At 62.2% G+C, this 26,534-nt stretch carries 20 protein-coding genes and 2 tRNA genes; 18 read left to right on the forward strand and 4 right to left on the reverse strand.

Annotated features, from left to right (window positions below):
- Positions 1 to 173: 173 nt before the first annotated feature.
- Complete coding sequence (locus NKH02_RS30890; RefSeq protein ID WP_352874088.1) at positions 174 to 2,222, reverse strand: ABC transporter ATP-binding protein/permease; 2,049 nt, start codon at positions 2,220 to 2,222, stop codon at positions 174 to 176.
- Positions 2,223 to 2,562: 340 nt separating this feature from the next.
- On the opposite strand from NKH02_RS30890, the gene NKH02_RS30895 reads away from it, so the two are divergent.
- Positions 2,563 to 2,636 (forward strand) — tRNA-Gly (locus NKH02_RS30895).
- A 256-nt stretch (positions 2,637 to 2,892) separates the two neighbouring features.
- Here the strand turns inward: NKH02_RS30895 and NKH02_RS30900 are convergent.
- Positions 2,893 to 3,780: a DMT family transporter gene (locus tag NKH02_RS30900; RefSeq protein WP_352874090.1), complete on the reverse strand. Its 888-nt coding sequence runs from the start codon at positions 3,778 to 3,780 to the stop codon at positions 2,893 to 2,895.
- Between the two features lie 295 nt (positions 3,781 to 4,075).
- On the opposite strand from NKH02_RS30900, the gene tuf reads away from it, so the two are divergent.
- The 13 genes from tuf to NKH02_RS30965 all read left to right on the forward strand — a co-directional run bounded on the left by tuf (position 4,076) and on the right by NKH02_RS30965 (position 21,129).
- Positions 4,076 to 5,251 carry an elongation factor Tu gene (gene tuf / locus NKH02_RS30905; RefSeq protein WP_095090666.1) on the forward strand — a complete coding sequence of 392 codons (1,176 nt, stop codon included), beginning with the start codon at positions 4,076 to 4,078 and terminating at the stop codon, positions 5,249 to 5,251.
- A 160-nt stretch (positions 5,252 to 5,411) separates the two neighbouring features.
- On the forward strand, positions 5,412 to 7,055 hold the full coding sequence (locus tag NKH02_RS30910) for a COG3904 family protein (protein WP_352883411.1): 1,644 nt from the start codon (positions 5,412 to 5,414) through the stop codon (positions 7,053 to 7,055).
- A 101-nt stretch (positions 7,056 to 7,156) separates the two neighbouring features.
- A complete protein-coding gene (locus NKH02_RS30915; RefSeq protein WP_352883412.1) occupies positions 7,157 to 7,639 on the forward strand; it encodes a group II truncated hemoglobin in 483 nt (160 codons plus the stop codon).
- Positions 7,640 to 7,831: 192 nt separating this feature from the next.
- A tRNA-Trp gene (locus tag NKH02_RS30920) sits at positions 7,832 to 7,907 on the forward strand.
- Positions 7,908 to 8,270: 363 nt separating this feature from the next.
- A complete protein-coding gene (secE, locus tag NKH02_RS30925) occupies positions 8,271 to 8,474 on the forward strand; it encodes a preprotein translocase subunit SecE (protein WP_352883418.1) in 204 nt (67 codons plus the stop codon).
- Positions 8,475 to 8,501: 27 nt separating this feature from the next.
- Complete coding sequence (gene nusG, locus NKH02_RS30930) at positions 8,502 to 9,029, forward strand: transcription termination/antitermination protein NusG (protein ID WP_352873580.1); 528 nt, start codon at positions 8,502 to 8,504, stop codon at positions 9,027 to 9,029.
- Between the two features lie 175 nt (positions 9,030 to 9,204).
- A complete protein-coding gene (gene rplK / locus NKH02_RS30935; protein WP_013531410.1) occupies positions 9,205 to 9,633 on the forward strand; it encodes a 50S ribosomal protein L11 in 429 nt (142 codons plus the stop codon).
- A gap of 4 nt (positions 9,634 to 9,637) precedes the next feature.
- A complete protein-coding gene (rplA, locus tag NKH02_RS30940; RefSeq protein ID WP_109672641.1) occupies positions 9,638 to 10,336 on the forward strand; it encodes a 50S ribosomal protein L1 in 699 nt (232 codons plus the stop codon).
- Positions 10,337 to 10,712: 376 nt separating this feature from the next.
- Positions 10,713 to 11,231: a 50S ribosomal protein L10 gene (gene rplJ / locus NKH02_RS30945; RefSeq protein WP_013531412.1), complete on the forward strand. Its 519-nt coding sequence runs from the start codon at positions 10,713 to 10,715 to the stop codon at positions 11,229 to 11,231.
- A gap of 54 nt (positions 11,232 to 11,285) precedes the next feature.
- Positions 11,286 to 11,663: a 50S ribosomal protein L7/L12 gene (gene rplL, locus NKH02_RS30950; RefSeq protein WP_027038853.1), complete on the forward strand. Its 378-nt coding sequence runs from the start codon at positions 11,286 to 11,288 to the stop codon at positions 11,661 to 11,663.
- A gap of 251 nt (positions 11,664 to 11,914) precedes the next feature.
- Complete coding sequence (gene rpoB, locus NKH02_RS30955) at positions 11,915 to 16,051, forward strand: DNA-directed RNA polymerase subunit beta (protein ID WP_352883413.1); 4,137 nt, start codon at positions 11,915 to 11,917, stop codon at positions 16,049 to 16,051.
- A 131-nt stretch (positions 16,052 to 16,182) separates the two neighbouring features.
- The gene (rpoC, locus tag NKH02_RS30960; protein ID WP_352873584.1) at positions 16,183 to 20,379 is read left to right on the forward strand and encodes a DNA-directed RNA polymerase subunit beta'; all 4,197 of its coding nucleotides are present in this window, start codon (positions 16,183 to 16,185) and stop codon (positions 20,377 to 20,379) included.
- Between the two features lie 84 nt (positions 20,380 to 20,463).
- Complete coding sequence (locus NKH02_RS30965; RefSeq protein ID WP_352883414.1) at positions 20,464 to 21,129, forward strand: O-methyltransferase; 666 nt, start codon at positions 20,464 to 20,466, stop codon at positions 21,127 to 21,129.
- Between the two features lie 33 nt (positions 21,130 to 21,162).
- On the opposite strand, the gene NKH02_RS30970 is transcribed toward NKH02_RS30965, so the two are convergent.
- Positions 21,163 to 22,089 (reverse strand): Gfo/Idh/MocA family protein, encoded by a 927-nt coding sequence (locus tag NKH02_RS30970; protein WP_352883415.1) that lies wholly within the window; start codon positions 22,087 to 22,089, stop codon positions 21,163 to 21,165.
- A 175-nt stretch (positions 22,090 to 22,264) separates the two neighbouring features.
- Positions 22,265 to 22,546 carry a transcriptional regulator gene (locus NKH02_RS30975; RefSeq protein ID WP_352873587.1) on the reverse strand — a complete coding sequence of 94 codons (282 nt, stop codon included), beginning with the start codon at positions 22,544 to 22,546 and terminating at the stop codon, positions 22,265 to 22,267.
- 495 nt (positions 22,547 to 23,041) lie between these two features.
- On the opposite strand from NKH02_RS30975, the gene rpsL reads away from it, so the two are divergent.
- The 4 genes from rpsL to NKH02_RS30995 form a co-directional block, all read left to right on the forward strand.
- Positions 23,042 to 23,413, forward strand: a complete 372-nt coding sequence (gene rpsL / locus NKH02_RS30980; protein ID WP_006333356.1) for a 30S ribosomal protein S12 — start codon at positions 23,042 to 23,044, stop codon at positions 23,411 to 23,413.
- A gap of 74 nt (positions 23,414 to 23,487) precedes the next feature.
- On the forward strand, positions 23,488 to 23,958 hold the full coding sequence (gene rpsG, locus NKH02_RS30985) for a 30S ribosomal protein S7 (protein ID WP_008875664.1): 471 nt from the start codon (positions 23,488 to 23,490) through the stop codon (positions 23,956 to 23,958).
- A 29-nt stretch (positions 23,959 to 23,987) separates the two neighbouring features.
- Positions 23,988 to 26,078, forward strand: coding sequence for an elongation factor G (fusA, locus tag NKH02_RS30990; protein ID WP_352883416.1), 2,091 nt, complete (start codon positions 23,988 to 23,990; stop codon positions 26,076 to 26,078).
- Positions 26,079 to 26,176: 98 nt separating this feature from the next.
- On the forward strand, positions 26,177 to 26,534 hold a 358-nt coding region (locus NKH02_RS30995; protein WP_352883417.1), incomplete at its 3' end, for a GTP-binding protein.

Genomic DNA, 26,534 nt, shown 5'->3' on the forward strand with positions numbered 1-26,534 from the left:
GGGGTTGGGGTTGGCTTTTTTTTTTTTCTTTCCTACTCCCCCGCGGCGTCTTCCGCTCCCTTCCGGCCCCCCCCCCCGCGCCCGGCCGGCCCCCCCCCCCCCGACGCTGGTAGCTGCGCCCCAGGGTATCCCGACCGGGCGGGCCGTTTTTATCTGGCACAGCGCCGCATTACTCAAGGTCGTGCTGCCTTTCGGCTGGGCGCGCCGGAGCCCCACAAGGCGCGCCCGAGCAAGTTCCGTCCGCCCTTGCGCGGGACAAGATCGATGTCGCTGACAAGCTTTGCCCCGCCTTCGCGCCGCTCCAATGTGACCTTGCGGCTATGGAAGGCCTCCAGCTCGGCGCGATGCGCCACGCTGATGATGGTGACATCGGGCAATTCGTGGATCACCGTCTCCATCATCTTGTCCTGGCTCTTCTCGTCGAGCGCCGAGGTTGCTTCATCCAGCACGACGATATCGGGCGTGTGCAGCAGCAGACGCGCGAAGGCGAGGCGTTGCTTTTCGCCGCCCGACAGCGTCTGGTCCCATGGCGCTTCTTCCTTGATCCTGTCGGCAAGATAGCCAAGGCCCACTTTGTCGAGGGCAGCCTTGATCTGTTTGATTGTCCACTTATCCGCCGCCGCGGGATAGGCGACCGCGCGGCGAAGGGTGCCCGAGGGGATGTAGGGACGTTGCGGCAACATGAACAGTCGCCTGCCGGCGTGGAAATTGACGCTGCCGCCGCCCCACGGCCACAGGCCCGCGACGGCCCGCACCAGCGTCGACTTGCCCGAGCCGGATTCGCCGGCCACCAGCACCCGCTCACCCGGTTCGATCGCGACCTCGGTCTCCTTGACCACGGCGGTGCCGTCGTCGAGTGTCACGGAAAGATTGTCGAGGCTGAGTATCGCACCGTCATTGGTTTCGCCGTGCTGGATGCGTCCGAGCGCATCGCTCTGTTCCGCGCGCTCGAGCCCGTCGAGCGACATCATCAGCGAGGCGATGCGCCGGGCACAGGCGTTCCAGTCGGCGAGACGGGGATAGTTGTCGACCAGCCATCCGAACGCGCCCTGCACGATGCCAAAGGCGGACGCTGCCTGCATCACCTCGCCAAGCGTCATTGAGCCTTCGAGGAATTTTGGCGCGCATAGCAGGATCGGCACGACCGGCGCAAACAGGCTCGATCCCTGCGACACCGCCGCCGTGCGCATGTGCTGGCCGGTCAGCAGCGCCCATTGCCTGAGCACATGACCGAAATTCCTGTCGATGCCGCTGCGCTCCTCCTCCTCGCCGCCGAGCAAGGCGATGCTCTCGCCGTTTTCGCGCACGCGCGTCAGCGTGTAGCGCAGTTCGGCCTCCGCCTGGTTCTTCCGCTCGGACAGCTGGACGAAGTTGCGGCCGATGACCACCATCGAGGTGGAGGTGATGGCGGCATAGATCATCGCGGTGATGACCAGGAAGCCGGGAATGGTGATGCTCTCGCCGCCGATCGGCAGGGTGAGCGCGCCGCCGATGGTCCACAGCACGACGATGAAGGTCGAGGCCGACAGGAACGCGTTGAGGACGCCGGCGATGAAATCGACCGGGGATTCGGTGGCGATGCGCAGATCCTCGGTCATGCGGGCCTCTGGGTTCTGGTGGTCGCCGCCGACGAGGTTCAGCTGGTAGTAGCGGCCGTTGGCCAGCCAGCGCGCAATGACCGCGGTGGTCAGCCAGGAACGCCAACGGCGCTGGATCGTCATGCGCAGGTAGACCTGCGCGACGACAAGGCTGCCGCTGCAGATCACCAGGGGCACGAATATGGCGCTGAGGAAATAAACGCTGCGGGCGTTGCGCTGCTCAAGGGCATCGAACATCGAGCGGTTCCAGACATTGATGCCGTACTGGAAGCCGATATTGATGCAGATCAGCAGCAGCACCCCGATGGTGAACGGCCAGGCGAGCCGATCGCCGCCGCGGCCCCAGTAGCCGCGCGCGCTGATCCAGAAACGCCTCAGCAAATAGCGCTTGCGGGCCTGCTCCGCCTCCTCGGGCGTCAGTTCTGGATCGGGTTCGACGACATCCGGCGGCGGCGCCGCCTTGCCGTCGACCTCAGGGACGGCTTGGGCGTCGACCTCGGGCGCGGCCTGCCCGTCGACCTCGGGCGCGGCTTCGACAGCCGATGCCTTTTCCTGGCGCGACTTTCCAGCACCGCGTGGTTTGGCGCCGTCGACCGATTTCAGCTTGGATTTAGCCCCGGACATAACGGCGATAACGGCTTAAAAATCAAAAGGTTTCATGATGTCCGCCGAGATCTGGATGCGAATTGTGCCAAGGCTAATACTCGCAAGAGCCTCGCCTGTAGTCGTCCTCGAATGACCGCCTTGGACCTCTTGTGGGCAGCTCGCTGCTGAGTGTCGCCACGATCAACACCAACAGCACCATGTAGTGATGTTTCCCGGTCTTGATTGGTTCTCAAGGCTTCAGGACCAACCCGCCGGTCCCGGGCCACACCAATGATGATGGCTGAGCGGTAGCTATCGGCTGGGTCGCAGGAGGCGCCTTGACCTTCGGAACCTTGTCGAATAGCTAGGGCTTGCGTGCGCGGGTATAGCTCAGTGGTAGAGCAGCAGCCTTCCAAGCTGAATATGCGGGTTCGATTCCCGCTACCCGCTCCAGACACTCATCCCCAGCACCGGCAAGCCGAAATACTGCGCACCAGGCGCGGTGGTCGTCCTTTGGGCCTATCACCAGTTCAGCGCAAAGCGGACGCTTTAGGCGCCAGCCGGATCGTCTGAGGTTTCGACTTCTGCCGAGGCAAGACCGGCTGCGGGCCGGCACGTGCGGCAGCTTGCCTATCAGGATTACGTCGGCTGCGCCGAAAAAGATCAGCGTGGAAAAACGTGCGCAAGCACTCGGCGGGGATAAATGGGGCTATGCGACGACGGCCAGCCGGCGCTGACGCTGATCCAGCGACACGATGGTCAGCCCGCTGCCGACAACCAGGAGAATGCCGCAGACCGCCAGCGCGTTGGGGAATTGCCCGAACACCAGCAGGCCTGAAATCACCGCCCAGACGGTGAAGGAATAGTAGAACGGTGCCACGGCGCTGGTCGGTCCGACGCGATAGGCCATGAAGATGAAGAAGTGGCCGAAGATCAGGAAAAAACCAGCACCTGCCATCAGCAGCAAATGGTGCGTCCCGGGCATCACCCAGCGCTCGGAAACCAGATGCGCGGCACCGGCGCCGATCAGCACCACCACGACGGCGGAAATCGCCACGATCATGCCCGGCACCTCGGCCGAGACCCGCCTGCCGGCAAGGTCGCGCGCCGCCGCAAGCGCGGCGTTGCCGAGCGCCAGCAGGGCGTAAACCGAAATGCCTTGCATGGTCGGCTGCGCCACCATCAGCGCGCCGATGAAGCCGAGCCCGATCAGCGCCATGCGCTGGCCACCGATCCGCTCGCCAAACAGGATCGAGGAGCCGACCAGCATCAAGAGCGGCGTGATCTGTCCGAGCGCGGTGGAATCGGCGATCTGCATGTTGGCGAGCGCCACGACATAACAGAGGATCGCCGCCAGCTCGAGCAGGTTCCTGCGCAGCACACGGCCGTCGAAGATCAGCGGGATCTGCTTGCCGTAGCCCAGTGCGAACAACAGCGGAAAGCCCCAGAGCGCTGCCGCGGCACCCCGCAGAAACAGCACTTCGTAGGACGGCAGGCCTGACGTCGCGAGTTTCATCATCGTGTCGTTGACGAGATACGATCCCGTCGAAACGATCATGAACAGCGGGCCACGGATTGAGGGCGGGATGAAGTGCATCCGGTCAGGAGATCAGACCTCGATGACTTCAGCAATGGTCCATGGCCTGGTCATGAATCAGACAGGGGTTGGGCAGGCAAGACAGCATTATCGCGGCTTCCATCGATCGGCTCGTCACCCATTTCATTTTGTCTCGATCCTTCCTATATCAGCGCCACATCCCCGCAATCGGATCGATGGTTCGGACTGGGTGAGACGGCACCCGGCCAAAAGACGCTTGTGTTTTTTGGCCTTTGTCGCTAATCGCCCCGCATTCGACTGAACTGAAGGTCCAGGCCGTCCAAGGAAAGAGACTATGGCAAAAGGTAAATTCGAGCGTAACAAGCCTCACGTGAACATCGGCACGATTGGCCACGTCGACCATGGCAAGACGTCGCTGACGGCGGCGATCACCAAGTATTTTGGCGAATACAAGCGCTACGACCAGATCGACGCTGCCCCTGAAGAGAAGGCGCGCGGCATCACGATCTCGACGGCGCATGTCGAATACGAGACGGCTGCCCGCCACTACGCTCACGTCGACTGCCCCGGCCACGCCGACTATGTGAAGAACATGATCACCGGTGCGGCGCAGATGGACGGCGCGATCCTGGTCGTGTCGGCCGCCGACGGCCCGATGCCGCAGACCCGCGAGCACATCCTGCTTGCCCGTCAGGTCGGCGTGCCGTCGATCGTGGTGTTTTTGAACAAGGTCGACCAGGTCGACGACGCCGAGCTGCTCGAACTGGTCGAGCTCGAGGTGCGCGAGCTTCTGACCAAGAACGAGTTCCCCGGCGACGACATTCCGATCGTCAAGGGCTCGGCGCTGGCTGCTTTGGAAGATTCGGACAAGAAGATCGGCGAGGACGCGATCCGCGAGCTGATGGCGGCGGTCGATGCCTACATCCCGACCCCGGTTCGTCCGCTCGACAAGCCGTTCCTGATGCCGATCGAGGACGTGTTCTCGATCTCGGGCCGTGGCACGGTCGTCACCGGCCGCGTCGAGCGCGGCGTGGTCAAGGTCGGCGAGGAACTCGAGATTATCGGCATCCGTCCGACGACCAAGACGACCTGCACGGGCGTCGAGATGTTCCGCAAGCTGCTCGATCAGGGCCAGGCTGGCGACAACATCGGCGCGCTGCTGCGCGGCGTTGATCGTGAAGGTGTCGAGCGCGGCCAGGTTCTGGCCAAGCCGGGGACGGTCAAGCCGCACAAGAAGTTCGTGGCCGAAGCCTACATCCTGACCAAGGACGAGGGTGGCCGTCACACGCCGTTCTTCACCAACTACCGTCCGCAGTTCTACTTCCGCACGACCGACGTGACCGGCATCGTGTCGCTGCCGGAAGGCACCGAGATGGTGATGCCGGGCGACAACATCACGGTCGATGTCGAGCTGATCGTGCCGATCGCCATGGAGGAGAAGCTGCGCTTCGCCATCCGTGAAGGCGGCCGCACCGTCGGTGCCGGCATCGTCGTCACCATCAAGGAATAACCGATACCGGCCTGTGCCGGTCGGGTTCGAAACGGAAAGGGCGGTCCTTGGGGCCGCCCTTTTCTTTTGCCTAGCGATTGGGTGTTCGTCTTGTCGGCCGGACCCTGTTGCAAGCCTTTGGACCTCGTCTAGTATAGGTTGCATCAAGGGGCTTTTTCCAATGGTTCCAGGGCGCCTTTTCCATCGTCGGGCATTGTGGTCGCTGCGGCTGATCTGCCTGCTGGCGTTGCTTGTCACCGGACGTGCCTTTGCGACGGATACGGCCCCGGATCTCGGTCCGACGATGCGGTTCGGCATTGTCCGCGGCAATGCACAGGGGTGCGAGCCGATCTGCCCGGAATGGATCTCGGCGGAAGGCTCGATAGAAGCTGGAACGCCGGCTTTGTTCAAACGCATGCTGAAGATGCTTGGCGGGCGAAAACTGCCGATCGTCGTCAATTCTCCCGGCGGCAATGTGGAGGCGGCGCTGATGCTTGGCCGGCTGATCCGCAAGAACAAGCTCGATATCGCCATCGGCAAGACGGCGTTCTCCGGTTGCCAGCCCGACGCGAATGGTTGCCAGGACCGTGACAAGAATGGCACCCGCTACTTTGGCAGTGTCCTTGCCTATGGCGCCATGTGCAATTCCGCCTGTCCGTTGATGTTTGCCGGTGGCGTCCGGCGGGTAGCAGGCGAATGGACCTATCTCGGCGTCCATCAGATCACCACGACCTACATCCGCACGAAACTGCAATACCGGACCACCTACCGTATCGTGGGGGGCAAGAAGAAGGTCCTCAACACAAGGATCGTCAGCCGCAAGAACGCCGGCAGCTACAAGACCTACGAGATGAGCAAGGCGGTGGAGAAAAAGCTGGCGGCCTATCTCAACGAGATGGGCATCGAACAAAGCGTGCTCGAAACGATGAAGAGCACGCCGGCCAGCGAAATCCACCAGATCGCCCTCGACGACATGCTGACGATGAAATTGGTCACCAGTGTGGATGCCGTGGACTTATTGACCGCCGCGAGCCTGTGCAGGCCGGATCGATTGGCCGCGAATTGCCTGGAAATACCGGGGAATAAGCCCGATAGCCTGACGACCGCGGCCAAGCCTGCTCCGCTGCCGGCCGAGCCCGAGAGTGTGCAGCGCAATGAAGACATGCGCTTTGTCGTGGTTCGCGGCGGCAACCCTCTCTGCAATCCGGATTGCCCGGAATGGATCTCGGCGGAAGGCGTGATCACGCCTCGGACCCCGCGGAGGCTGCGCCAGTTGCTCGCCACGCTTGGCGACCGGCTGCTGCCTGTCGTGATCAGCTCAAAGGGTGGCGACCTGCTTGGCGCTGTGGCTGCGGGACGGCTTATCCATCAAAGAAAGCTCGACGTCGCCGTTGGCCGCACCGATTTCGTCGACTGTGACCCGGAAGAGTGGAGTTGCCTGGCCAAGGAGGGCGCCTATGCCGGGCTGAGCATCGATGCGGGGGCGGAGTGCGGTTCGGCCTGTGCGCTCATGCTTGCCAGTGGCGTGAGACGGCTTGTTGGTCCCCGTGCGCGGCTTAGCCTATACCCGATGGGGCAAAAGCGGGTGGTCAAGGCCTATCTCGAGGAGATGGGGATCGATCCCGCTCTTTTCACGGCGATCGAGGGGCCCTCGGTCGAGCGGCAGCTGGAACCCGACACGATGCTGAGGCTCGGGCTGACGACGAGCCCGCAATCGGTCGACGCGCTGACCGGCGCCACCATCTGCGACGGGGTGCCGAAACCGCGGAATTGCCGGATGCGGCCTTCCGCCAATGCCGAGGCTGACGCGCCCGCCAAACTGTAGAGCGGCAACGTCGGAGACTGACCATCGAGGCAGGTTGAGCCATGCTCGATTTTGCCGCTATCGTCGCTGCTGCCGGCGCCGGGGCCGGCGGAGGATCGAGAATGAGCCAGGATATCCCGACACTCTACGAATGGGCCGGCGGCAGCGAGGCGTTGAACCGGCTGACCCAGATTTTCTACGACAAGGTGGCGCAGGATCCGATCGTCGGGCCGGTATTCAAGGCCATGTCGCCGGATCATCCCGCCCATGTCGCGGCCTTCATCGGCGAGGTTTTCGGCGGACCGAAAACCTACAGCGAGCAATTTGGCGGCCACCGCGAGATGGTCACGCATCATCTGGGCAAGCATCTGACCGAGGAGCAGCGCCGCCGCTGGATCAACCTCCTGGCCGACGCCGCCGACGCGGTCGCCCTGCCTGACGATCCGGAATTTCGTTCGGCCTTCATGGGCTATGTCGAATGGGGATCGCGGCTGGCCAAGATGAACTCCAATCTCGGCGAAACTTGCGATCCTCAGACGGAACCGATGCCGGCCTGGGGCTGGGGTGTGCCGGGCGGGCCGTATCGGCCACCGGGTCCAAAGTAGCTTTCGGTCGCCACGGGAGTCTCGGAGCAATGCCGAGAAATTTCAAGATCGTGCGCTGGCGCGAGTGGGAAGGCCTCGGCCTCGAACATCTGGTGCTAGGGAACGGGGTTAAGGCGCGTTTGCTTGCAAACCGCTCTTTACAGAGCGTGCGGAAGCTTTTAGGAAGCGCCTGCTGCGCCGATATGCGCACGTACGGGCATAGCTCAGTTGGTAGAGCGGCGGTCTCCAAAACCGCAGGTCGTAGGTTCGAGCCCTGCTGCCCGTGCCATTTCTCGAAATGGCGTTTCAAAACGATATTTCTGCGGTCTGCCCTTTGAAAATCGGCGACCCGCTTGCCATATCAGCTCGCTTGGGGCATAAAGGCCTCATAGCCGGGACGGAACGACTGGATGGTTCCGATGCGGCGTTTGGTCATAAAGCGGACACTTGCCACTTGCGTGGATCAAGAATCGGTTTTATGTAGACGAAACAGACACGCGACGCGTGGAGCTGGGAAGCCGGCTTTACGCGTCTGATTTGCATGGGCGAATTGATTGCGCTGATTCGGCGTGAGATTGGCTCAGGCGGCACGTCCCGGCCAGCGGGATCATCCAGGAGACCCGGCCAACGGGTCTTGAAGACAGAGCGGCATATGGCTTCGAAAACCACAAATCCTTTCGTCTTTCTCCAGCAGGTTCGCGCGGAGACCGCCAGGGTGACTTGGCCGTCGCGGCGCGAAACGATGATCTCGACGGTCATGGTCCTGGCTTTCGCTGTGATCGCGATGATCTTTTTCTTCACCGCTGATCAGCTCATGGGCCTCGCGGTCGAACAGATTCTGGGCATCGGACGCTAAGTCCGGCGATTACGGAGAAGTCTTGAAATGACCGCGCGCTGGTACATCGTCCACGCCTATTCGAACTTTGAAAAGAAGGTCGCCGAGGACATCGAGAACAAGGCCAAGCAGAAGGGCCTGTCCGCCGATATCCACCAGATCGTGGTGCCGACCGAGAAGGTCGTCGAGATTCGTCGCGGCCGCAAGGTCGATGCCGAGCGCAAGTTCTTCCCGGGCTATGTGCTCCTGAAGGCCAACCTGACCGACGCTGTGTTCTCGCTGGTCAAGAACACGCCGAAGGTCACCGGCTTCCTGGGTGACTCCAAGCCGGTGCCGATCACCGAGGCGGAAGCCCAGCGCATTCTGAACCAGGTGCAGGAAGGCGTCGAGCGGCCCAAGCCCTCGGTCACCTTCGAGATCGGCGAGGCGATCCGCGTTTCGGATGGTCCCTTCGCGTCGTTCAACGGTTTCGTCCAGGAAGTGGACGAGGAGCGGGCGCGGCTCAAGGTGGAAGTTTCGATCTTCGGGCGCGCCGTGCCTGTCGATCTGGAATTCGGACAGGTCGAAAAGGGCTGATCCGAAATCCTGCCGCCAAGCGCGGCAGGGAAGAGCGGCGCGAAGATCGCGCGGCTCTTGAGAACGGTGGGAGACGAGTGCGGCTTTAGCCGGCCGCATGGATCGCACCACCAGACTGCAACCGCCGGCACTTTCCCGTTCATGGGAGCCGGCATAGACAAAGGCAGGAAAAGAGATGGCTAAGAAAATTGCAGGCCAGCTCAAGCTCCAGGTCAAAGCGGGATCGGCCACGCCGTCTCCCCCGATCGGCCCGGCGCTTGGTCAGCGTGGCATCAACATCATGGAGTTCTGCAAGGCGTTCAACGCGCAGACCCAGGAAATGGAAAAGGGATCGCCGGTTCCGGTCGTCATCACCTACTACCAGGACAAGTCCTTCACCTTCGTCATGAAGACGGCGCCGGTGAGCTACTTCCTGAAGAAGGCGGCTAACCTGACGTCTGGTTCCAAGGAGCCGGGCAAGGTCAAGGCCGGTACGGTTTCGCGTGACAAGGTCCGCGAGATCGCCACCGCGAAGATGAAGGATCTGAACGCAAACGACGTCGAAGCGGCCATGCGCATGGTCGAGGGCTCCGCCCGCTCGATGGGTCTGGAAGTGGTGGGCTAAGATCATGGCAAAGATTGCAAAGCGTGTATCGAAGACCCGCGAAGGCATCGATCCCAACAAGGCTTACGCCCTGGGTGATGCACTGAAGCTGCTCAAGGACCGTTCCTCGGTCAAGTTCGACGAGACCATCGAAGTCGCCATGAACCTCGGCGTCGACCCGCGCCACGCCGACCAGATGGTCCGCGGCGTGGTCAATCTGCCGAACGGCACCGGCCGCTCGGTGCGCGTCGCTGTGTTCGCACGCGGCGACAAGGCTGACGAAGCGCGCGCCGCCGGCGCCGACATCGTCGGTGCCGAGGATCTGGTCGACATCGTCCAGAAGGGCACGATCGATTTCGATCGCTGCATCGCGACGCCGGACATGATGCCGCTCGTCGGCCGTCTGGGCAAAGTGCTCGGCCCGCGCGGCATGATGCCGAACCCGAAGGTCGGCACCGTAACCACCGACGTTGCCGCCGCCGTCAAGGCATCGAAGGGCGGCGCTGTCGAGTTCCGCGTCGAGAAGGCCGGCATCGTTCATGCCGGCGTCGGCAAGGTCTCGTTCGAGGTCAAGGCCCTGGAAGAGAACATCCGCGCCTTCGCCGACGCGGTGACCAAGGCAAAGCCAGCTGGCGCCAAGGGCAACTACGTCAAGAAGGTGTCGGTCACCTCGACGATGGGCCCGGGCCTCAAGCTCGACGTCGCGACGCTCACAGCGTCCTGATACGAACATTTGGATCGGCCGCTAAAGGGCTGATCCGCAAGTGAATTCCGGGCCTCCGACTCGTCGGCGGCCCGGTACCGGAAACCGAGAGGTTTCCGGACATCCTGTCCGAGATTGCAGGCGGCCCAGAAGCCTTAATTCGATTTGGGCCTGCATGAGACGGGTGAAGACCGGACAACGGAGCGATTGCTCCAATGAAAGGTTCGAACCGTGTTTGCCTTTTGTCTGCGCATCGTCCGGCTTGCCGGCCGGTGTGGCGAAAGGGGGCAGGATCCTCGAGCGTCGTTCGGGAGATCCGTTACTGGATGGCCCGGCCGACAAAGGCAACCCGACGCCTGTCCCCGTTAATGGGGCAGGGGTCAACTGGAGATAGGCAGTGGACAGAGCGGAAAAACGCGAACTCGTCACGGGCCTGAACGGTGCGTTCTCGAACGCAGGTTCAGTGGTCGTGGCCCACTACGCCGGTATCACCGTCGCGCAAATGAACGACCTTCGGTCGAAAATGCGCGCCGCCGGTGGCACCGTCAAAGTCGCGAAGAACCGTCTCGCCAAAATCGCTCTTCAGGGCACGGACTCCGCATCGATCATCGAGCTGTTCAAGGGACAGACGCTGATTGCTTATTCGGAGGATCCGATTGCGGCGCCGAAGGTCGCGTCCGATTTCGCCAAGGGAAATGACAAGCTTGTCATTCTCGGTGGCGCAATGGGCACCACCTCGCTCAACGCCGACGGTGTGAAGGCACTCGCCACACTTCCGTCGCTCGATGAGCTGCGCGCCAGGCTGGTTGGCATGATCGCCACGCCGGCAACCCGGATCGCCCAGATCGTCAATGCGCCAGCGGCTTCGGTCGCGCGCGTCATCGGCGCTTACGCCCGGAAGGACGAGGCGGCATGAGGCCGTTCCTCGCTATCACAAACACACGTTCGAACCTTATGAAGGAATACAACAATGGCTGATCTCGCAAAGATCGTAGACGACCTTTCGAAGCTGACCGTCCTCGAGGCGGCCGAGCTGTCGAAGCTTCTGGAAGAAAAGTGGGGCGTTTCCGCCGCTGCTCCGGTGGCTGTTGCCGCTGCTGGCGGTGGTGCGGCCGCTGCTGCTCCGGTCGAGGAAAAGACGGAATTCGACGTCGTCCTCACCGAGGCAGGCGCTCAGAAGATCAACGTCATCAAGGAAGTCCGCGCCATCACCGGTCTTGGCCTCAAGGAAGCCAAGGATCTGGTTGAAGCGGCTCCGAAGCCGGTCAAGGAAGCCGTTTCCAAGGCCGACGCTGACAAGTTCAAGGCCCAGCTGGAAGCAGCCGGCGCCAAGGTCGAACTGAAGTAAGCGTAAAAGCGGCGGACGGCCTCGCGCCGTCCGCCACTCCCTTCGCCTGGAAGGGAGCATGCGTAACGCGAGACGTACGAGAACCTCTTTCCTGAGGGCCGAAACCGGCCTTCAGGAAACGGGTTTTCTCCCGTTCTAACCGGCCGCCGACAGGCGCCGGGAAAACAGACAGAGGGTTGCCGCCAAGGTGGCCCAGCATGCAAGGCGAGCCGCGGCGAGGCTCGTCCCGAGTTTTGAGCTAAGGAGCGACGATGGCCCAGACCCAGACTTTCAATGGCCGCAGACGCGTACGCAAGTTCTTCGGAAAGATTCCGGAAGTTGCGGAGATGCCGAACCTGATCGAGGTTCAGAAGGCATCCTATGACCAGTTCCTGATGGTGGCGGAGCCGAAGGGCGGGCGTCCGGACGAGGGACTGCAGGCAGTTTTCAAGTCGGTCTTCCCGATCTCCGATTTTTCCGGCTCCTCGATGCTGGAGTTCGTGAAGTACGAGTTCGAAGGACCGAAATTCGACGTTGACGAATGCCGTCAGCGCGACCTCACCTATGCCGCACCGCTCAAGGTGACGCTGCGCCTCATCGTGTTCGATATCGACGAGGATACCGGCGCCAAGTCCATCAAGGACATCAAGGAGCAGGACGTCTACATGGGCGACATGCCGCTCATGACCCTGAACGGCACCTTCATCGTCAACGGCACCGAGCGCGTCATCGTCTCGCAGATGCACCGCTCGCCGGGCGTCTTCTTCGACCATGACAAAGGCAAGTCGCACTCGTCGGGCAAGCTTCTGTTTGCCGCGCGCGTCATCCCCTATCGCGGTTCGTGGCTCGACATCGAGTTCGATTCCAAGGACGTCGTGCACGCCCGCATCGATCGTCGCCGCAAGATCCCGGTGACGTCGCTGCTGATGGCGCTCGGCATGGACGGCGAAGAGATCCTGTCGACCTTCTACAACAAGATCACCTACAAGCGCGCCGGCGACCATTGGCGCATTCCGTTCAACGTCGAGCGTTTCCGCGGCCTCAAGGCTGTCGGCGACCTGGTCGATGCCGATACGGGCGAGGTCGTCGTCGAAGCCGGCAAGAAGATCACCGCACGCCAGGCAAGGGCGCTCGGCGAAAAAGGTCTCAAGGCGATCAAGGCGACCGACGAGGATCTGCTCGGCAACTACCTGGCCGAGGACATCGTCAACTTCGCCACCGGCGAGATCTTCCTCGAAGCCGGCGACGAGATCGACGAGAAGACGCTGAAGGTTCTGCTCGGCACCGGCGAAGACGAGATCAAGGTTCTCGACATCGACCACGTCAATGTCGGCGCCTATATCCGCAACACGCTCAACGTCGACAAGAACGAGAGCCGCCAGGACGCGCTGTTCGACATCTATCGTGTCATGCGTCCCGGCGAGCCGCCGACGCTCGAAACCGCCGAAGCCATGTTCAACTCGCTGTTCTTCGACTCAGAGCGCTACGATCTGTCGGCCGTCGGCCGCGTCAAGATGAACATGCGTCTCGAGCTCAAGGCCGAGGACACCGTGCGCGTGCTGCGCAAGGACGACATCCTGGCCGTGGTCAGGACGCTGGTCGAACTGCGTGACGGCAAGGGCGAAATCGACGACATCGACAATCTCGGCAACCGTCGCGTGCGTTCGGTCGGCGAGCTGATGGAAAACCAGTACCGCGTCGGCCTGCTGCGCATGGAGCGCGCGATCAAGGAGCGTATGTCCTCGATCGAGATCGACACGGTCATGCCGCAGGATCTGATCAACGCCAAGCCGGCGGCCGCCGCCGTGCGCGAGTTCTTCGGTTCCTCACAGCTGTCGCAGTTCATGGACCAGACCAACCCGCTGTCGGAGATCACTCACAAGCGCCGCCTCTCGGCGCTTGGACCGGGCGGTCTGACCCGCGAGCGCGCCGGCTTCGAAGTGCGCGACGTGCACCCGACGCATTACGGCCGCATCTGCCCGATCGAGACACCGGAAGGCCCCAATATCGGTCTGATCAACTCGCTGGCCACCTTCGCGCGCGTCAACAAGTACGGCTTTATCGAGAGCCCGTACCGCAAGATCGTCGACGGCAAGCTGACCAATGAGGTCGTCTATCTCTCGGCGATGGAAGAGGCCAAGCACCATGTCGCGCAGGCCAACGCCGAGCTCGACAAGAACGGTGGTTTCGTCGACGAATTCGTCATTTGCCGCAGCGCCGGCGAAGTGATGATGGCGCCGCGCGAAAACGTCGATCTGATGGACGTTTCGCCCAAGCAGATGGTGTCAGTGGCCGCCGCCCTGATCCCGTTCCTGGAAAACGACGACGCCAACCGCGCCCTGATGGGCTCGAACATGCAGCGTCAGGCCGTGCCGCTGGTGCGCGCCGAGGCGCCGTTCGTCGGCACCGGCATGGAGCCGATCGTCGCCCGTGACTCCGGCGCCGCCATCGGCGCCCGCCGCGGCGGCATCGTCGACCAGGTCGACGCGACGCGTATCGTTATCCGCGCCACCGAGGATCTCGATCCGGGCAAGTCCGGCGTCGATATCTACCGGCTGATGAAGTTCCAGCGTTCGAACCAGAACACCTGCATCAACCAGCGTCCGCTGGTTCGTATGGGCGACCGGGTCAACAAGGGCGACATCATCGCCGACGGTCCGTCGACCGAGCTCGGTGATCTGGCGCTCGGCCGCAACGTGCTGGTCGCGTTCATGCCGTGGAATGGCTACAACTACGAGGACTCGATCCTCCTGTCCGAACGTATCGTCGCCGATGACGTCTTCACCTCGATCCACATCGAGGAGTTCGAGGTCATGGCGCGCGATACCAAGCTCGGGCCTGAGGAAATCACGCGCGATATCCCGAACGTCTCGGAAGAAGCGCTGAAGAACCTCGACGAAGCCGGCATCGTCTACATCGGTGCCGAAGTTCAGCCGGGTGATATCCTGGTCGGCAAGATCACGCCGAAGGGCGAAAGCCCGATGACGCCGGAAGAAAAGCTTCTGCGCGCCATCTTCGGCGAAAAGGCATCCGATGTGCGCGACACCTCGATGCGCATGCCTCCGGGCACTTTCGGCACCGTCGTCGAGGTGCGCGTGTTCAATCGCCACGGTGTGGAGAAGGACGAGCGCGCCATGGCGATCGAGCGCGAGGAGATCGAACGCCTCGCCAAGGACCGCGACGACGAGCAGGCCATTCTGGACCGCAACGTCTACGCGCGTCTTTCCGACGTGCTCGTAGGCAAGGAAGCGATCGCTGGACCGAAGGGCTTCAAGAAGGGCTCGACGCTGTCCAAGGATACGCTCGACGAGTATCCGCGCTCGCAGTGGTGGCAGTTTGCCGTGGAGAACGAAAAGCTCCAGAGCGAACTCGAAGCCCTGCGTGGCCAGTACGACGACTCCAAGAAGGCGCTCGAACAGCGCTTCATGGACAAGGTCGAGAAGGTCCAGCGCGGCGACGAAATGCCTCCGGGCGTCATGAAGATGGTCAAGGTCTTCGTGGCCGTGAAGCGCAAGATGCAGCCCGGCGACAAGATGGCCGGCCGTCACGGCAACAAGGGTGTCGTGTCGCGGATCGTTCCGGTCGAGGACATGCCTTTCCTCGAGGACGGCACGCATGCAGATATCGTGCTCAACCCGCTGGGTGTGCCGAGCCGCATGAATGTCGGCCAGATCCTGGAAACGCATCTGGGCTGGGCATGCGCGGGCATGGGCAAGAAGATCGGCGAGCTGATCGACGCGTACAAGGTGGCGGGCGATATCAAGCCGCTGCGCAAGACGCTCGAAAGCTTCATCCCGGCCAACGACCGCAACGAGCCGGTTCGCGAGTATGACGACGAGAGCATCGTTCGCCTCAGCGAGCAGATGCGCCGCGGCGTTTCGATCGCGACCCCGGTGTTCGACGGCGCGCATGAGGCTGACATCAACATCATGCTGGAGCAGGCGGGCCTGCACACCAGCGGTCAGTCGCAGCTCTATGACGGACGCACCGGCGAGCCGTTCGATCGCAAGGTGACGATGGGCTACATATATATGCTCAAGCTTCACCATCTCGTGGACGACAAGATCCACGCGCGTTCGATCGGTCCGTACTCGCTCGTCACCCAGCAGCCGCTGGGCGGCAAGGCGCAGTTCGGTGGCCAGCGCTTCGGCGAGATGGAGGTCTGGGCGCTCGAAGCATACGGCGCCGCCTACACGCTGCAGGAAATGCTGACGGTGAAGTCGGACGACGTCGCCGGCCGCACCAAGGTCTACGAGGCGATCGTCCGTGGCGACGACACCTTCGAGGCCGGCATTCCGGAGAGCTTCAACGTTCTCGTCAAGGAAATGCGGTCTCTCGGCCTCAATGTCGAGCTTGAGAACACCAAGCTCGACGACAACCCGATCCGGCTGCCCGACGCGGCCGAGTAAGAAAGACATCCGGTCGCGGGCTGCCGCGACCGGATGCACCAAATTCTTCGGCCAGTGGCCGACAAGACGGCGGGCGTTTGGCTCGCGACTAGATGCAAGGGGTTTTCGAGGACCCCGAAAAGGAGAACGGCATGAACCAAGAGGTCATGAATCTCTTCAATCCGCAGGCGCCTGCGCAGGTGTTCGATTCCATCCGGATATCGCTTGCCAGCCCTGAGAAGATTCTGTCCTGGTCTTTCGGCGAGATCAAGAAGCCGGAGACCATCAACTACCGCACCTTCAAGCCGGAGCGTGACGGTCTGTTCTGCGCGCGCATTTTTGGCCCGATCAAGGACTATGAGTGCCTGTGCGGCAAGTACAAGCGCATGAAGTACAAGGGCGTCATCTGCGAGAAGTGCGGCGTCGAAGTCACGCTGTCGCGCGTTCGCCGCGAGCGCATGGGCCATATCGAACTGGCGGCACCGGTCGCCCATATCTGGTTCCTGAAGTCGCTGCCGTCGCGCATCGGCACGCTGCTCGACATGACCCTGAAGGACATCGAGCGCGTCCTCTACTTCGAGAACTACATCGTCACCGAACCTGGCCTCACCGCGCTGAAGGAGCACCAGTTGCTCAGCGAGGAAGAGTACATGATCGCCGTCGACGAGTATGGCGAGGATAGCTTCACCGCCATGATCGGCGCCGAGGCCATTCATGACCTCCTGGCCGGCATGGACCTGGAGAAGATCGCCGGCGACCTGCGTTCGGAACTGGCTTCGACCACCTCCGAGCTGAAGCAGAAGAAGTATCTGAAGCGGCTCAAGGTCGTCGAGAACTTCATGGAATCCGGCAACCGTCCGGAATGGATGATCATGAAGGTGGTTCCGGTGATCCCGCCGGACCTGCGCCCGCTCGTCCCGCTGGACGGTGGACGCTTCGCCACGTCGGATCTGAACGACCTCTATCGCCGCGTCATCAACCGCAACAACCGTCTGAAGCGGCTGATCGAGCTGCGCGCCCCCGGCATCATCGTGCGCAATGAAAAGCGCATGCTGCAGGAAGCCGTCGATGCGCTGTTCGACAACGGCCGTCGCGGCCGCGTCATCACCGGCGCCAACAAGCGTCCGCTGAAGTCGCTGTCCGACATGCTCAAGGGCAAGCAGGGCCGGTTCCGCCAGAACCTGCTCGGCAAGCGCGTCGACTATTCCGGCCGCTCGGTCATCGTGACCGGCCCGGAGCTCAAGCTGCACCAGTGCGGCCTGCCCAAGAAGATGGCGCTCGAACTGTTCAAGCCCTTCATCTACGCCCGTCTCGACGCCAAGGGTTACTCCTCGACCGTCAAGCAGGCGAAGAAGCTGGTCGAGAAGGAGCGTCCGGAAGTCTGGGATATCCTCGACGAGGTCATCCGCGAGCATCCGGTGCTGTTGAACCGTGCGCCGACGCTGCACCGTCTCGGCATCCAGGCGTTCGAGCCGATCCTGATCGAAGGCAAGGCGATCCAGCTGCACCCGCTGGTCTGCACGGCCTTCAACGCCGACTTCGACGGCGACCAGATGGCCGTTCACGTGCCGCTGTCGCTGGAAGCGCAGCTTGAAGCCCGCGTGCTGATGATGTCGACCAACAACATCCTGCACCCGGCTTCCGGCGCGCCGATCATCGTGCCGTCGCAGGACATGGTTCTCGGTCTCTACTATCTCTCGATCGTCAACCAGAACGAGCCGGGCGAGGGCATGGTGTTTGCCGACATGGGCGAACTCCAGCACGCGCTCGAGACCAAGGCGGTGACGCTGCACTCCAAGATCAAGGGTCGTTTCCGCACGGTCGACGCCGAAGGCAAGGTCGTGTCGAAGATCCATGACACCACCCCTGGCCGCATGATCATCGGCGAGCTTCTGCCGAAGAATGTCAACGTGCCTTATGAGACCGCCAACCAGGAGATGACCAAGAAGAACATCTCCAAGATGATCGACACCGTCTACCGCCACTGCGGTCAGAAGGAGACGGTCATTTTCTGCGATCGCATCATGGCGCTCGGCTTCAGCCATGCCTGCCGTGCCGGCATTTCGTTCGGCAAGGACGACATGCTGATCCCGGATGCCAAGATCAAGCTGGTCTCCGATACCGAGGCTTTGGCCAAGGAATACGAGCAGCAGTACAATGACGGTCTGATCACGCAGGGCGAGAAGTACAACAAGGTCGTGGACGCCTGGGCCAAGTGCTCGGAAAAGGTCGCCGACGAAATGATGGCCCGCATCAAGGCGGTCGAGTTCGAGGACAATGGCCGTCAAAAGCCGATGAACTCGATCTACATGATGTCGCACTCCGGTGCGCGTGGCTCGCCCACCCAGATGCGTCAGCTCGCCGGCATGCGCGGCCTTATGGCCAAGCCGTCGGGTGAAATCATCGAGACGCCGATCATCTCGAACTTCAAGGAAGGCCTGACCGTGCTCGAGTACTTCAACTCGACCCACGGCGCCCGCAAGGGTCTGGCCGACACCGCCTTGAAGACGGCGAACTCGGGTTACCTCACCCGTCGTCTGGTCGACGTGGCGCAGGACTGCATCGTCAACTCCGTCGACTGCGGCACCGACAAGGGCCTCACCATGCAGCCGATCGTCGATGCCGGTCAGGTCGTCGCTTCGGTCGGCCAGCGCGTGCTGGGTCGTACGTCGCTCGACGACATCACCCATCCGGTGTCGGGCGAGATCCTGGTCAAGGCCGGAACGCTGATGGACGAGCGTGACGTGGAACAGATCGAAAAGGCCGGCGTTCAGTCGGTTCGCATTCGCTCGGCACTGACTTGCGAAGTCAGGGTTGGCGTCTGCGCGGTCTGCTACGGTCGCGATCTGGCCCGCGGCACCCCGGTCAACCAGGGTGAAGCAGTCGGCGTCATCGCGGCGCAGTCGATCGGCGAGCCGGGTACCCAGCTCACCATGCGTACCTTCCACATGGGCGGTACGGCACAGGTGGTGGATAGCTCGTTCCTTGAAGCCTCCTATGAGGGCAAGGTCGAGATCCGCAACCGCAACGTGGTGCGCAACTCCGACGGCCAGCAGATGGTCATGGGCCGCAACATGGCGGTGCTGATCCTTGACGAAGCCGGCAAGGAGCGTGCCTCGCACCGCCTCACCTATGGTTCGCGCATCTTCGTGGACGATGGTGACAAGGTGAAGCGCGGCCAGCGTATCGCCGAGTGGGATCCCTACACCCGCCCGGTCCTCACCGAAATCGAGGGCAGGGTGTCGTACGAGGATCTGGTCGACGGCATTTCCGTTCAGGAAACCGCCGACGAGTCGACCGGCATCACCAAGCGTGAGGTCATCGACTGGCGCTCGACGCCACGCGGCAACGACTTGAAGCCGGCGATTGCCATCCAGGACGCCAAGGGCAAGGTCGGCAAGCTGTCCAAGGGTGGCGACGCCCGCTTCCTGCTCTCGGTCGAGGCCATTCTTTCGGTCGAGCCGGGCTCGCAGGTTCGGCCCGGCGACGTGCTGGCGCGTATCCCGATGGAAAGCGCCAAGACCAAGGACATCACCGGCGGTCTGCCGCGTGTGGCCGAACTGTTCGAGGCACGTCGTCCGAAGGATCACGCCATCATCGCCGAGATCGACGGTACGATCCGCTTCGGCCGCGACTACAAGAACAAGCGTCGCATCATCATCGAGCCGCATGACTCGACGCTTGAGCCGGTCGAATATTTGATCCCGAAGGGCAAGCCGTTCCATCTCCAGGACGGCGACGTCATCGAGAAGGGCGACTACATCCTCGACGGCAATCCGGCGCCGCACGACATCCTGGCGATCAAGGGCGTGGAGGCACTTGCTTCCTACCTCGTCAACGAAATCCAGGAAGTCTACCGTCTGCAGGGCGTGTCGATCAACGACAAGCACATCGAGGTGATCGTTCGCCAGATGCTGCAGAAGGTCGAGATCACGGTGCAGGGCGACTCGACCTACATTCCAGGCGATCATGTCGACGTGATCGAACTGGAAGAGGTCAACGAGCGTCTGGTCGAGGACGGCAAGAAGCCGGCCGAAGGCCTGCCGGTGCTGCTCGGCATCACCAAGGCATCGCTGCAGACGCCGTCCTTCATCTCGGCCGCCTCCTTCCAGGAGACGACCCGAGTGCTGACGGAAGCTGCGGTTGCCGGCAAGACCGACATGCTGCAGGGACTGAAGGAAAACGTCATCGTCGGCCGGCTTATCCCGGCCGGCACCGGCGGCACGATGAGCCAGATCCGGCGCATCGCCACCTCGCGCGACGAACTGATCATCGATGAGCGCCGCAAGGCTTCCGGTGTGGAAGTCGCCGAGCCGATGCTGGCCGACATGACAAACGCCGCGCAGTAAGCACGGAAGACGAGAAGAAGGAAAAGGGGCCAAGTGGCCCCTTTTTCGCGTTTTGGGTTCCGCATCGGATCGGAGAAGAAAACGATGAGCAAGAAGAGTTGGGCGGCAGTCGACGACTACATCGTCGGTTCCCTGTTTGAAGCGGACCCCGTCCTTGATGCCGTTCTGGCGGCCAACCACGACCACGGCCTGCCGGCGATCGACGTGTCGCCGGCGCAAGGCAAGCTGCTTTCACTTCTTGTGCGCATACGGGGAGCGAAGAAGGTTCTCGAAATCGGCACGCTGGGCGGCTATTCGACGATCTGGATGGCGCGGGCGCTGCCTGTCGATGGCAAGATCGTGACGCTTGAGCTCGATCCGCGCCACGCCGACGTCGCGCGATCGAATTTCGAGCGGGCAGGCGTCTCGGAGCGGGTGGACCTGCGGGTCGGGCCGGCCCTTCAGTCGCTTGCCGCGCTGGGTGCCGAGAATGCCGGACCGTTCGACCTTATCTTCATCGACGCCGACAAGCCGAACAACCCGCACTATTTATCCTGGGCCATGCGGTTGGCTCGGCCCGGAACAGTCATCGTCTGCGACAACGTCATACGCGACGGTGCCGTGGTGAATGAAGATGGCCGCGATGCCAATGTCGAAGGGGCACGCGCCGCATTCTCGTTCATTGGCGGCGAGAAGCATCTGGACGGCACCGCCATCCAGACCGTTGGCGCGAAGGGCTATGACGGCTTTGCCATCGCGATCGTCAATTGACAGCCGATAGGCGAACAGCCAAGCCGTCCCTGTTCAATCGAAGAAGGCCTCGACCACGTTGCGCTTGCCGAGCATGAAGGCATCGGCGACATGCTGGAGAGGCGCCAGATCGACATCGGAGATGCCGGCACGCACGATCTCGGCGAAGCGCCTGTAGAGCATCGGGTATTCAGCCTCCGGCTCGTCATGAACCACCTTACCGTCGATAGCGAGCTTTGAGCCGCCGCCCGACAGCACCATGGCGCCCTTGTCGGTGTCGGCCAGGATGTCCCAGCTTTGCGGGCCGGTCTGCAGCCAGTCGAGATCCATCATCACCGGCAGCCCGTTCGAGGTGCGGAAGGCGACGCGCGCGGCAACCGGGGATGCGCGGTTTTCGGGAAAATCCAGAACCGCCGAAGTGATGAACATCGCCGGCAGGATGTGAGTGGCGATCGATAGCGCGTTGATGCCGGGATCGAAGACGCCAAAACCGCCGGGAGCCCAGATCCATTCCTGGTTCGGGTGCCAGCGGCGCACGTCTTCCTTCCAGTTGATGGCGGCCGAGCTGATGCGCGCCGAGCTCAGGAAGGCGCGCGCGGCCTCCACCGCCGGCGCATAGCGCGAGTGCCAGCTGGCGAACAGCGAGACGCCGTTCCGCGCGGCCAATGCCTTGAGGTCCTCGACCTCGCTGACAGTGGCGCCTGGCGGCTTTTCCAGGAAGACATGCTTCTTCGCCTCGAGTGCCGTCCGCGCCGCGTCGTAGCGGAACTGCGGCGGCATGCAGAGCGATACGGCCTCGAGTTCGGGCACCGCATCGAGCATGGATTCGATGGTCGGGAAATTCGGAATGTCATCCACCTTGCCATGCCGGCTGGCAGCAGCGATCAGGCGATAATCCTGGTCCTTCGCCAGGGCCGGCAGGTGCTGGTCGCGGACGATCTTGCCGACGCCGACGATGCCTATCTTGATGGGCTGGGACACGGTCGCTCCGTCTGTTGAATGATGGTGATGGCTTCTTATCAGAACACTTGCCCCGGGCAAGCCGGAGCCGACAAGCCCACCCCAGCCCTCCTCGAACCGCCGCGCCGGCGTTCAGGAAGCCCCGATCGCCGATTCGCCTCGATGGCCGATTCGAAAACTGAGCCGAGGCCGGGTTTCAGATCGGCACGTCGAAGGTAACGATCGAAACTTCGCCTTCGAGCGCGCCCTGGAAGGCGGAGATATGCGGCTCTTCATCGGGCACGCCGTCCATGTCGCCTATCTGGTCGAGCTCGGCCTCGGCGTAACCTTCCGCGGCAAGCGATTCGAGTGCCCGGCGCACCGCCGAATCGTCGTCGGGCGCGACCAGCATGACGTGGACGCCTTCCGGTTTGCCGCCCTTTTTCTTCCACACCCGGCCGGTGATGATGGTGACCGGGCGTTCTTCATTGTCGTTCACGGGTCGATTCCTCTTGGCGATGTGTGGGCGGGCGAGGGGGTTCTGTCTGCTCATGCGGCCTTTTCGCATGAAGAAGAGCCGCGCAACAGCGCAAAGCCATTCACTTTGCTAAAGGCTTGGCACTTTCTTCCTCGCCCTTGCAAAATCGCGAAAGAAAATTACATGCGTTTTTCGCATGGCTGCCGAGCCTTGATTGGCGCGCAATATTTAGCGCTCCGGGCTTGACGGTCCGCGGTCTTACGAGTAGAAGCCGCCCAGTCAGAACCGATGTGAGGCTCTCCCTTCCGAAGCGACACGCTTTGGAGTTTGCCTCAAACAGGGTTCGTTTTACGAGCGAAAAGACATTTCCGGCGTGCACGAAGCGGTTCCGCTTCCTCTGCCATTTGTTCGGGCAAGACCGCGAGGCGCGGTTCGTGGCCCGAATTCGCGTATGGAAATGACGCTTTGAGCGGCCCTGACCGGGCGAGACACGGAATTGAGAGACAAGAGGGTTTAATGCCTACCGTCAACCAGCTGATCCGCAAGCCGCGCATTGCGCCGGTGAAGCGCAACAAGGTCCCGGCCATGCAGCAGAACCCGCAGAAGCGGGGCGTCTGCACACGCGTCTATACAACGACGCCGAAGAAGCCGAACTCGGCGCTGCGCAAGGTGGCCAAGATCCGCCTGACCAATGGTTTTGAAGTGATCGGTTACATCCCCGGCGAAGGCCACAACCTTCAGGAACACTCCGTGGTGATGATCCGCGGCGGCCGCGTCAAGGATCTTCCGGGCGTTCGCTATCACATCATCCGCGGCGTGCTCGACACGCAGGGTGTGAAGAACCGCAAGCAGCGCCGTTCGAAGTACGGCGCCAAGCGCCCGAAGTAAGGCGCTCGAAGTAAGATTTTCCGGCCTTGGCGCTGCTTGAGTGCGTCGGGCTATGAGATTGAGAGACAAAAGCCATGTCGCGTCGTCACAGTGCAGAAAAGCGTGAGATCAATCCGGACCCGAAGTTCGGCGATCTGATCGTCACCAAGTTCATGAACGCCGTCATGTATGACGGTAAGAAGTCGGTTGCCGAGACCATCGTCTACGGCGCTCTCGACCAGGTTCAGTCGAAGACCAAGCAGGAGCCGGTCACCGTCTTCCATCAGGCGCTCGACAATGTCGCGCCGCATGTGGAAGTGCGTTCGCGTCGTGTCGGCGGCGCTACCTATCAGGTTCCGGTCGACGTGCGTCCCGAGCGCCGCCAGGCATTGGCCATTCGCTGGCTGATCGCCGCCGCCCGCAACCGCAACGAGACCACGATGGTCGACCGCCTTTCCGGCGAGCTGATGGATGCGGCCAACAACCGCGGCACCGCCGTCAAGAAGCGTGAAGACACCCACAAGATGGCTGAAGCCAACCGCGCTTTCGCGCACTACCGCTGGTAAAGCGCGAACGAGACTGAGAGGCAGCTACGATGGCCCGCGAATACAAAATCGAAGACTACCGCAATTTCGGTATCATGGCGCATATTGACGCCGGCAAGACGACGACCACCGAGCGCGTCCTCTATTACACGGGCAAGTCGCACAAGATCGGCGAAGTCCACGACGGCGCTGCCACCATGGATTGGATGGAGCAGGAGCAGGAGCGCGGCATCACCATCACGTCCGCCGCGACCACGACCTTCTGGAAGGCTCGTGACGGCAAGATGTACCGCTTCAACATCATCGACACCCCCGGCCACGTCGACTTCACCATCGAAGTTGAGCGTTCGCTGCGCGTTCTCGACGGCGCTATCGCGCTGCTCGATGCCAATGCCGGCGTTGAGCCGCAGACGGAAACCGTCTGGCGTCAGGCCGACAAGTACCGCGTTCCGCGCATGATCTTCTGCAACAAGATGGACAAGATCGGCGCCGACTTCTACCGCTCGGTCGAGATGATCGGTTCGCGCCTCGGTGCGCATGCCGTTGTCATGCAGCTGCCGATCGGCGCCGAGACCGAGTTCAAGGGCGTTGTCGACCTCGTCGAGATGAACGCGCTGGTCTGGCGCGACGAGACGCTGGGCGCTGCCTGGGACATCGTCGAGATCCCGGACGACCTCAAGGCTCGTGCCGAGGAATACCGCGAGAAGATGATCGAGGCCGCCGTCGAAATGGACGAGACGGCGCTTGAGAATTACCTCGAAGGCAAGATGCCGTCCAATGACGAGATCCGCGCGCTGATCCGCAAGGGTACCATCGCGGTGAAGTTCTACCCGATGTTCTGTGGCTCGGCCTTCAAGAACAAGGGCGTGCAGCCGTTGCTCGACGCCGTCGTCGAATATCTGCCGTCGCCGGCCGATGTTCCGGCCATTAAGGGTGTCGATGCCAAGACCGACGCCGACATCGAGCGTCACGCCGACGACAACGAACCGCTGTCGATGCTCGCCTTCAAGATCATGAACGACCCGTTCGTCGGTTCGCTCACCTTTGCCCGCATCTATTCGGGCAAGCTCACCAAGGGCATCTCGGTCGACAACACCGTGAAGGGCAAGAAAGAGCGCATCGGCCGCATGCTGCAGATGCATGCGAATTCGCGCGCCGACGTCGAAGAGGCTTTTGCCGGCGACATCGTCGCTCTTGCCGGTCTCAAGGACACGACCACCGGCGACACGCTCAGTGATCCGCTGCATCCGGTTATCCTCGAGCGCATGGAATTCCCCGATCCGGTCATCCAGATCGCCATCGAGCCGAAGACCAAGAACGACCAGGAAAAGATGGGCCTCGCCCTTCACCGCCTGGCCGCCGAGGATCCGTCCTTCCGCGTCAAGACCGACGAGGAAAGCGGCCAGACCATCATTTCCGGCATGGGCGAACTTCACCTTGACATCATCGTCGACCGCATGCGTCGCGAGTTCAAGGTCGAGGCCAATGTCGGCGCGCCGCAGGTGGCCTATCGCGAGACGATCACCCGCAGGCACGAGCAGGATTACACGCACAAGAAGCAGACCGGCGGTACCGGTCAGTTCGCCCGCGTCAAGATCGTCTTCGAGCCGAACCCGGACAGCAGCGAGTTCGAGTTCGATACCAAGATCGTCGGCGGCGCCGTGCCGAAGGAATACATCCCCGGTGTCGAAAAGGGCATCAACAGCGTCATGACCTCGGGTCCGTTCGCGGGCTTCCCGATGATCGGCGTCAAGGCGACGCTGATCGACGGCGCTTACCACGATGTCGACTCCAGCGTCCTGGCATTCGAAATCGCCGGCCGCGCCTGCTTCCGTGAAGCCGCACCCAAGCTTGGGGTGCAGCTGCTCGAGCCGATCATGAAGGTCGAAGTTGTGACGCCGGAAGACTACGTCGGCAGCGTCATCGGCGATCTGAACGGCCGTCGTGGCCAGATCCAGGGCCAGGAAGCACGTGGCGTGGCCGTGGTCATCAACGCGATGGTGCCGCTCGCCAACATGTTCAAGTACGTCGACAATTTGCGCTCGATGAGCCAGGGCCGTGCGGCCTACACGATGCAGTTCGATCACTATGAGCCGGTCCCGACGGCGGTGGCTCAGGAAGTCCAGAAGAAATACGCGTAAGGGTTCCTTAGCCACCGGGTCGCGTCCTTTGCGCGGTGCCGGATCTGAAGAGCGAATAACAATTTCCCCCAAGCGGGTAGAATAGACGGAGAACGATTATGGCCAAAGGTAAATTCGAGCGTAACAAGCCTCACGTGAACATCGGCACGATTGGCCACGTCGACCATGGCAAGACGTCGCTGACGGCGGCGATCACCAAGTATTTTGGCGAATACAAGCGCTACGACCAGATCGACGCTGCCCCTGAAGAGAAGGCGCGCGGCATCACGATCTCGACGGCGCACGTCGAATACGAGACGGCTGCCCGCCACTACGCTCACGTCGACTGCCCCGGCCACGCCGACTATGTGAAGAACATGATCACCGGTGCCGCGCAGATGGACGGCGCGATCCTGGTCGTGTCGGCCGCCGACGGCCCGATGCCGCAGACCCGCGAGCACATCCTGCTTGCCCGTC

It is taken from the genome of Mesorhizobium sp. M1396, from assembly GCF_040317725.1.
Lineage (GTDB): Bacteria > Pseudomonadota > Alphaproteobacteria > Rhizobiales > Rhizobiaceae > Mesorhizobium.

What these genes read in the sequence shown, in the direction of transcription:
- NKH02_RS30890 (WP_352874088.1), bottom strand. Translation starts at nt 2,222, where the DNA reads ATGTCCGGGGCTAAATCCAAGCTGAAATCGGTCGACGGCGCCAAACCA.
- NKH02_RS30900 (WP_352874090.1), bottom strand. Translation starts at nt 3,780, where the DNA reads ATGCACTTCATCCCGCCCTCAATCCGTGGCCCGCTGTTCATGATCGTT.
- tuf (WP_095090666.1), top strand. Translation starts at nt 4,076, where the DNA reads ATGGCAAAAGGTAAATTCGAGCGTAACAAGCCTCACGTGAACATCGGC.
- NKH02_RS30910 (WP_352883411.1), top strand. Translation starts at nt 5,412, where the DNA reads ATGGTTCCAGGGCGCCTTTTCCATCGTCGGGCATTGTGGTCGCTGCGG.
- NKH02_RS30915 (WP_352883412.1), top strand. Translation starts at nt 7,157, where the DNA reads ATGAGCCAGGATATCCCGACACTCTACGAATGGGCCGGCGGCAGCGAG.
- secE (WP_352883418.1), top strand. Translation starts at nt 8,271, where the DNA reads ATGGCTTCGAAAACCACAAATCCTTTCGTCTTTCTCCAGCAGGTTCGC.
- nusG (WP_352873580.1), top strand. Translation starts at nt 8,502, where the DNA reads ATGACCGCGCGCTGGTACATCGTCCACGCCTATTCGAACTTTGAAAAG.
- rplK (WP_013531410.1), top strand. Translation starts at nt 9,205, where the DNA reads ATGGCTAAGAAAATTGCAGGCCAGCTCAAGCTCCAGGTCAAAGCGGGA.
- rplA (WP_109672641.1), top strand. Translation starts at nt 9,638, where the DNA reads ATGGCAAAGATTGCAAAGCGTGTATCGAAGACCCGCGAAGGCATCGAT.
- rplL (WP_027038853.1), top strand. Translation starts at nt 11,286, where the DNA reads ATGGCTGATCTCGCAAAGATCGTAGACGACCTTTCGAAGCTGACCGTC.
- rpoB (WP_352883413.1), top strand. Translation starts at nt 11,915, where the DNA reads ATGGCCCAGACCCAGACTTTCAATGGCCGCAGACGCGTACGCAAGTTC.
- rpoC (WP_352873584.1), top strand. Translation starts at nt 16,183, where the DNA reads ATGAACCAAGAGGTCATGAATCTCTTCAATCCGCAGGCGCCTGCGCAG.
- NKH02_RS30965 (WP_352883414.1), top strand. Translation starts at nt 20,464, where the DNA reads ATGAGCAAGAAGAGTTGGGCGGCAGTCGACGACTACATCGTCGGTTCC.
- rpsL (WP_006333356.1), top strand. Translation starts at nt 23,042, where the DNA reads ATGCCTACCGTCAACCAGCTGATCCGCAAGCCGCGCATTGCGCCGGTG.
- rpsG (WP_008875664.1), top strand. Translation starts at nt 23,488, where the DNA reads ATGTCGCGTCGTCACAGTGCAGAAAAGCGTGAGATCAATCCGGACCCG.
- fusA (WP_352883416.1), top strand. Translation starts at nt 23,988, where the DNA reads ATGGCCCGCGAATACAAAATCGAAGACTACCGCAATTTCGGTATCATG.